General features: G+C 72.5%; 5 protein-coding genes. 4 read left to right on the top strand and 1 reads right to left on the bottom strand.

From position 1 onward, the window contains the following. The 3 genes from VFM98_RS14580 to VFM98_RS14570 form a co-directional block, all read left to right on the top strand. A partial coding sequence (locus VFM98_RS14580) for a four-carbon acid sugar kinase family protein (RefSeq protein ID WP_325110637.1) occupies nt 1–1,260 on the top strand: 1,260 nt, incomplete at its 5' end. Then, nucleotides 1,257–2,255, top strand: a complete 999-nt coding sequence (gene pdxA / locus VFM98_RS14575) for a 4-hydroxythreonine-4-phosphate dehydrogenase PdxA (RefSeq protein WP_325110636.1) — start codon at nt 1,257–1,259, stop codon at nt 2,253–2,255. The genes VFM98_RS14580 and pdxA, both read left to right, overlap by 4 nt. 190 nt (nt 2,256–2,445) lie before the next feature. Then, nucleotides 2,446–2,901 (top strand): hypothetical protein, encoded by a 456-nt coding sequence (locus VFM98_RS14570; protein ID WP_325110635.1) that lies wholly within the window; start codon nt 2,446–2,448, stop codon nt 2,899–2,901. A gap of 82 nt (nt 2,902–2,983) precedes the next feature. On the opposite strand, the gene hutH is transcribed toward VFM98_RS14570, so the two are convergent. Continuing rightward, nucleotides 2,984–4,534, bottom strand: a complete 1,551-nt coding sequence (gene hutH, locus VFM98_RS14565) for a histidine ammonia-lyase (protein ID WP_414709029.1) — start codon at nt 4,532–4,534, stop codon at nt 2,984–2,986. 147 nt (nt 4,535–4,681) lie between these two features. Between hutH and VFM98_RS14560 the strand changes: the two genes are divergently transcribed. Then, the gene (locus VFM98_RS14560; protein ID WP_325110633.1) at nt 4,682–5,341 is read left to right on the top strand and encodes a CoA pyrophosphatase; all 660 of its coding nucleotides are present in this window, start codon (nt 4,682–4,684) and stop codon (nt 5,339–5,341) included. Nucleotides 5,342–6,144: the final 803 nt, after the last annotated feature.

Genomic DNA, 6,144 nt, shown 5'->3' with positions numbered 1-6,144 from the left:
CGAACAGCTGTCGCGAGCCTCCCCATGCCCCGTTGCCTGCAGGTCATTGCCGACGATCTTTCGGGCGCCGCCGAATGCGCGGCGGCGCTCGCGCAGGCCTCGGCCAGCCCCGCACCCCTGGTGGTGAAGGGCCCGCTGCCGGACAGCGGCAGCTGGGTGGTGGACAGCGACACCCGCGCCCAGGATGCCGCCGTGGCCGTCGAGCGCGTCAGCGCCATCGTGCGCGCCGCGAGCGCGCGCCGCGTGGGCGGCGAGCTGCTGTTCAAGAAGATCGATTCCACCCTGCGCGGCCACGTCGCCGAGGAGCTGCGGGCCGTGCTGGAGGTGCCCGGTGCGGTGCAGGCCGCCATCGTCTGCCCCGCGCTGCCGACCCAGGGACGCACGCTCAAGGACGGCGTGCTGCACGTGCACGGCCAGCCCCGGCGCGACGCCGCCGGCCTGCCGGTGAACCTGATGAAGCTGCTGGCGCCGATCGACGAGGCGGCCCTGCTGCTGCGCCCGGCGCCGGCCCAGACGGCCGCCAGCCTCGCCCGGGAACTGCTGTCGGTGCTGGAACGCGGCACGCGCGTCGTCGCGGTGGATGCCGCCGACGCGGAGGAGCTGAGGCGGCTGGCGCTGGCGATCGTGATCGTCTCGCGCAGCGTGCAGCTGCTCGCGACGGGTGCGGCCGGCCTGTGCAAGGCGCTGGCCACCGAGCTGCTGCAGGCAGGCGGCCCCGAACACCCCATGCTCGCGCCCAGCCGCGACCATCCGCCCATCGTGACCTTGGTCGGCAGCTTCTCGCCGGTGACCACGCAGCAGGTCGACGAGCTCGCGGCCCAGCCGGACCTGCACGTGGCGCGGCTGGACCCCGCAGACTGGTTCGAATCGACGGACGCGGTGGCGCAGACCGTCGCCACGGCGCGGGCCCACGCGGAACAAGGGGATCCCGTGGTGCTGGCCGTCACCGGCCATGCGCCGGCCGCTTCCTCGCGCGCGCTGGTGCAGCGCATGGCCGAGGCGGCGCTGCCGCTGCTGCAACATGCCTCCACGCTGGTGCTGACCGGCGGCGACACGGCACGCGCCGTGCTCGACCGCCTGGGCGTCGAACGCCTGCAGGTGCTGGGCGAGCTCGAGCCCGGCATCTGCCTCAGCCGCGACGGCACCCGCTTCGTCGTCACCAAGGCCGGCGGCTTCGGCGACAGCCAGTCGCTGGTGCGCGTGCTGCGCCACCTGCGCGCCGTCGGCGGCAGCAAGGCTACCGAGGACCGCAAGGAATGACCCACCCCCTGATCGGCATCACCATGGGCGACCCGTGCGGCGTCGGCCCCGAAGTCATCGCCAAGGCCCTGGCGCGCCCGGACGTGCAGCAGCACATCGCTGCGGTCGTCCTGGGCGACCCCGACCGGCTGCGGCAGGCGGCGCAACTCACCAAGAGTGCCGTGCAGGTGCGCGAGGTGCAGCGCTGCGCCGAAGTGCGCCCCGCGCCCGGCGTGCTGCACTGCCTCCGGGTGGGCGCGCGGACCAGCGACCTGCCCTTCGGCCGCCTGGCGCCCGCCGGCGGCGCGGCCGCCTACGCCTACATCGCCGAGGCGGTGCGGCTGGCGCAGGCGGGCGAGCTCGGCGCGATCTGCACGGCGCCCCTGAACAAGGAGGCGCTGCACGCCGCCGGTCACCGCTATCCGGGCCACACGGAACTGCTGGCCGAGCTCACCCGCACGCCCGAGGTCTCCATGCTGCTGATGGCGCCGCGGCTGCGGGTGATCCACGTGACGACCCACATCGGCCTGCTCGAGGCGGTGGAGCGCATCGAGCCGGGGCTGGTGGAGCGCACCATCGCCCGCGGCTACACGCTGCTGCAGCGCGCCGGCATCGCGGCGCCGAAGGTCTGCGTGTGCGGCATCAATCCGCATGCGGGCGAGAACGGCCTGTTCGGCCGCGGCGAGGAGCCGCGCAAGATCGAGCCCGCCGTGGCGGCCTGCCGCGCCCGCGGCTGGGACGTGCAGGGCCCGCTGCCGGCCGACACCCTCTTCTACCGCGCCATCCGCGGCGACTTCGACCTGGTGGTCGCGATGTACCACGACCAGGGCCACGGGCCGGTCAAGGTGCTGGGCCTGGACGCCGGCGTGAACGTCACCGTGGGCCTGCCCTTCGTCCGCACCTCGGTGGACCACGGCACGGCCTTCGACATCGCCGGCCAGGGCATCGCCGACGAGCGCAGCCTGGTCGAGGCGCTCCGGCAGGCCGTGGAACTCGCCCCGGCAGCCGGCGCGTAGGCGGCACGGGTAGGCTGGCGCTGCAGCGCAGCGAAAGCCCAGCGATCAGCGCACCAGCGCTGGCGGCGCCAATTTTTCCCGCGCTCCCACCCAGCCATAAGAAACTGCCCAGTACCCCCTAGGCATCCTTCATCTGGCGTAGCCCGACCGCAGGAGGCAGACTGCTCCCTGTCGTAAGGGAAGAAACCAGATGTACCGGCCCCAGAACAGCCCGGAGGAGGACGCAGTGGACGGAAGCCATGCCTATCGGCTGAAGCAATGGCCGCAGATCCCGGACCGGTTCCGCACCGCCCGGGTGCTCGGGGCCTGCAGCCGCATGACCGTCGGCCCGGTCACCTCGAACTGGTTCCTGACCCATACCGGGCTGGAACCCGCCGCGGCCGCCGAACTGGTCGCCTCACTCGTCGCGCAGGGTGCGCTGGAGTGCATCTCCCTCGGGCGCCGCAGCAGCAGCCAGGCGGACGAGACGCACGCGCCTGCCACGGCAGGGGCGAAGCTGCGCGAGCGGCTGGTCCAGCGCTTCGCCTGGAAGCGCGCCGCCGTGACGGCCCTCCTCTGCCTGGGCGTCTCGGCGGCCCTGGACGACCGCTTCCCCGGGGACCTGGGCACGCTCGCCCTGCCGAACCTGCCGGCTTCGGCGGGCTGAGGCCCGCCGCTCCGGGTCCCCGCCTGCGCGGGGACGACGGCTCCATCCCGGGAAAACGGGCCATCCGCGGGGACGACGCGGTTCAAGCCAGCCGCAGCGCGTGCAGTTCCGGGATGTGGCGCTCGGTCGCCCGTCCGATCTCGCCGGCCGCCACCAGGTGGTGGATCGCCTCGATGTCGCGCGCCAGGCTGCGGTCGCCCCGCATCGCCGGCGAGACGCTGCGCAGCAGGCGCAGCACACCTTCGAGCGCCGGCGCGCTGGCCAGCGGCCGCAGGAACTCGATCCCTTGGGCGGCGGCCAGCAACTCGACAGCGACGATGTGCGCCGTATTGGCGAGCATCGGCTGCAGCCGGCGGGCGGCGAACGTGGCCATGCTCACGTGGTCTTCCTGGTTGGCCGAGGTCGGCAGGCTGTCCACGCTGGCCGGATGCGCCAGCGATTTGTTCTCCGAGGCCAGCGCGGCCGCCGTGACGTGCACGATCATGAATCCGGAATTGAGCCCCGGCTCCGGCGCCAGGAAGGGCGGCAGGCGCGACACCCCCGTGTCCACCAGCATCGCGACCCGCCGCTCCGCGATCGCGCCGATCTCCGCGATCGCCACGGCCATGGCGTCGGCGGCCAGCGCCACCGGCTCGGCGTGGAAGTTGCCGCCGGAAAGCATGGCGCCGTCGTCGGCGAACACCAGCGGGTTGTCGGTGACGGCGTTGGCCTCGCGCAGCAGCACCTGCGCCGCGCAGCGCAGCTGGTCGAGGCAGGCGCCCATCACCTGCGGCTGGCAGCGCAGGCAGTAGGGGTCCTGCACGCGGTCGTCGTGTTCCAGGTGCGAGCGGCGGATCTCGCTGCCGGCCAGCAGCGCGCGGTAGGCGGCGGCGCAGTCGATCTGCCCGGGCTGCCCGCGCAGGGCGTGGATGCGCGGATCGAAGGGCGCGTCGCTGCCGCGCGCCGCGTCGAGCGTCAGCGCGCCGGCGATCACCGCCGCCTCGAACAGGCGGTCGGCCGCCAGCAGCGCGTCGAGCGCCAGCGCGGTCGAGACCTGGGTGCCGTTGATCAGGGCCAGGCCCTCCTTGGGCCCGAGCTGCAGCGGCTTCAGCCCCACTTGTTCGAGGGCCCGGGCACCGGGCAGTCGCTCGCCGCCGACGAAGGCCTCGCCTTCGCCGACCAGGGGGAGGCACAGGTGCGCCAGCGGCGCGAGATCGCCGGAGGCGCCGACCGAGCCCTGCGCCGGAACGACGGGCACGACGCCGCGCTCGTGCAGTTCCAGCAGGGCGTCGACCAGTTCCTCGCGCACGCCCGAATGGCCACGCGCGAGGCTCGCCGCCTTCAGCAGCAGCACCAGCCGCACCACCCGCGCCGGCAGCGGCTCGCCCACCCCCACCGCGTGCGAGCGCAGCAGCTTCAGTTGCAGCAGGGCGAGGTCTTCCGGTGCAATGCGCGTGCTGGCCAGCTTGCCGAAGCCGGTGTTGACGCCGTAGACCGGCGCGTCGCCGGCCGCGGCCCGGCGCACCGTCTCGGCGCCGGCGCGGATGGCACCGCGGCAGGCGGGGTCGAGCCGCACGCGCGGCCGCTCCGCCGCCTCCCACAGGCGGCGGATCTGCGCGAGCGTGAGCCGGCCGGGGGCGAGGATTTCGCTCACCCCCTCATCGGCGGCAGCGGCTGGCGGGCGATCGGGCATGGCAGGCTCGTTGGCAGAAGCCTGCGAGGATAAGGGCGGACCGCACGGGCGGGGATTCGCGAGCCGGATCGCACAAGGCGCGGGCGGCCGCGCGGCCACAATCGGGCCATGCTGCTGGACGAACCGCTGCGCACGCGCATCCGCGAAGCCCTCGCCGCCTTCGTCCACCTGCAGGCCGCCGGCGGGCCGCAGCACCCTGCGGCCGTCGCCCTGACGCTGGTGGAGGAAGGCACCGGCGCCCACCTCGAGGACCTGCCCGCGCCGGCCGGCTGGAGCCCGCGGGCCGCCATCCTGCTCACGCGCCGCGCCATCGGACTGCGCGCCCATGCCGGCCAGTGGGCCCTGCCCGGCGGGCGGATCGACGCCGGCGAGTCGCCGGAACAGGCGGCGCTGCGCGAGCTGCACGAGGAGGTGGGCCTGCAACTGCCGCCGCAGGCCATCCTGGGCCGCCTGGACGACTACGTGACGCGCTCGGGCTTCGCCATCACGCCAGTGGTGGTGTGGGGCGGTGCCGCGCACGGCCTGGTGCCCAATGCTGGCGAAGTCGCGAGCATCCACCGCATTCCGTTGGCCGAATTCCTGCGCACCGACGCGCCGCTGCTGGAGCCTTGCCCCGACAGCGTGCATCCCGTGCTGCGCATGCCGGTGGGTCAAGGCTGGATCGCGGCGCCCACGGCCGCATTCCTCTACCAGTTCCGCGAAGTGTGCGTGCTGGGGCGGCCCACGCGGGTGGCGCACTTCGAGCAGCCGGAGTTCGCGCGGCGCTAGCTTCGACGCGTGCAGGGGCGTTGGCGGCCCCTTGTTTCCGCCCCATTGCGCTCCGGCGCAGCGCGCTCGCAAACAAATCGACGCCGGATCTCCCTCTCTTGGGGTAAGCCCCATCTACCGTTCGTCGGATGACCGGAGTGCGAGTTTTGCAGCTGGGTTTGATTTAAATCAATGACTTAGAACACGCAAACTGTTGCATTCCGCCAAATATCTGGTTACAGCAGCTCGTCAGCAGAATGTAAGCACATTGGATAGGGATAGCAGTAATTCGTGTTTCGACCTACAACGCTGTTACGCGAATAGTAAACACGTAACGATTCGGGCTCCCGGCGCCTCAACAACACAACGGCCGGGGGGAGAGCTCGGACCGATTTCGTAATCCGGAAGAGGGCTGGCGAAGTGGGCCGGCCAGAGGAAGGTCCCAATGCGTATCCCTTCAGGATGGGCTGCGTTGTGTTTTGTTGCAGGTCAGGATCCGGACGGCTCCCAGCCCGAGCCCCTTCCCGATCCCGCGGCGCCCTGCCGCGTTGACCGCACCCGCGCGATGGCCGAGCCCGGCTGCGCGCGTTCCTCCATGTCCTTCGCCTTCACCGCGAGCCGACGGCGCCGCCGACGGCGCTGACCCGCGCGTCCGCTGAGGACGCCCCCTTTCCCCTCCGTCGCTGGCCCGGTCGACCAGCAATCCCTTGCTTGCCTGGTGGCGGGCGCGGAGAGGCTTTGCCCTCTCCAGAAGAACACGCCTGCCGAAGTTCGTTTCTCGAGGAGCACGTATGGCCAATCTGAACCGTGGAGACCTGGAATTC

Origin of the sequence: Ramlibacter sp. (assembly GCF_035706265.1) — a bacterium.
Classification (GTDB): Bacteria; Pseudomonadota; Gammaproteobacteria; order Burkholderiales; family Burkholderiaceae_C; genus Ramlibacter.
This window is presented reverse-complemented; position numbering and strand designations above follow the sequence as displayed.

Excerpts from the sequence above, each read along its gene's own strand:
- pdxA (WP_325110636.1), top strand. The coding sequence starts at position 1,257 with ATGACCCACCCCCTGATCGGCATCACCATGGGCGACCCGTGCGGCGTC.
- VFM98_RS14570 (WP_325110635.1), top strand. The coding sequence starts at position 2,446 with ATGTACCGGCCCCAGAACAGCCCGGAGGAGGACGCAGTGGACGGAAGC.
- VFM98_RS14560 (WP_325110633.1), top strand. The coding sequence starts at position 4,682 with ATGCTGCTGGACGAACCGCTGCGCACGCGCATCCGCGAAGCCCTCGCC.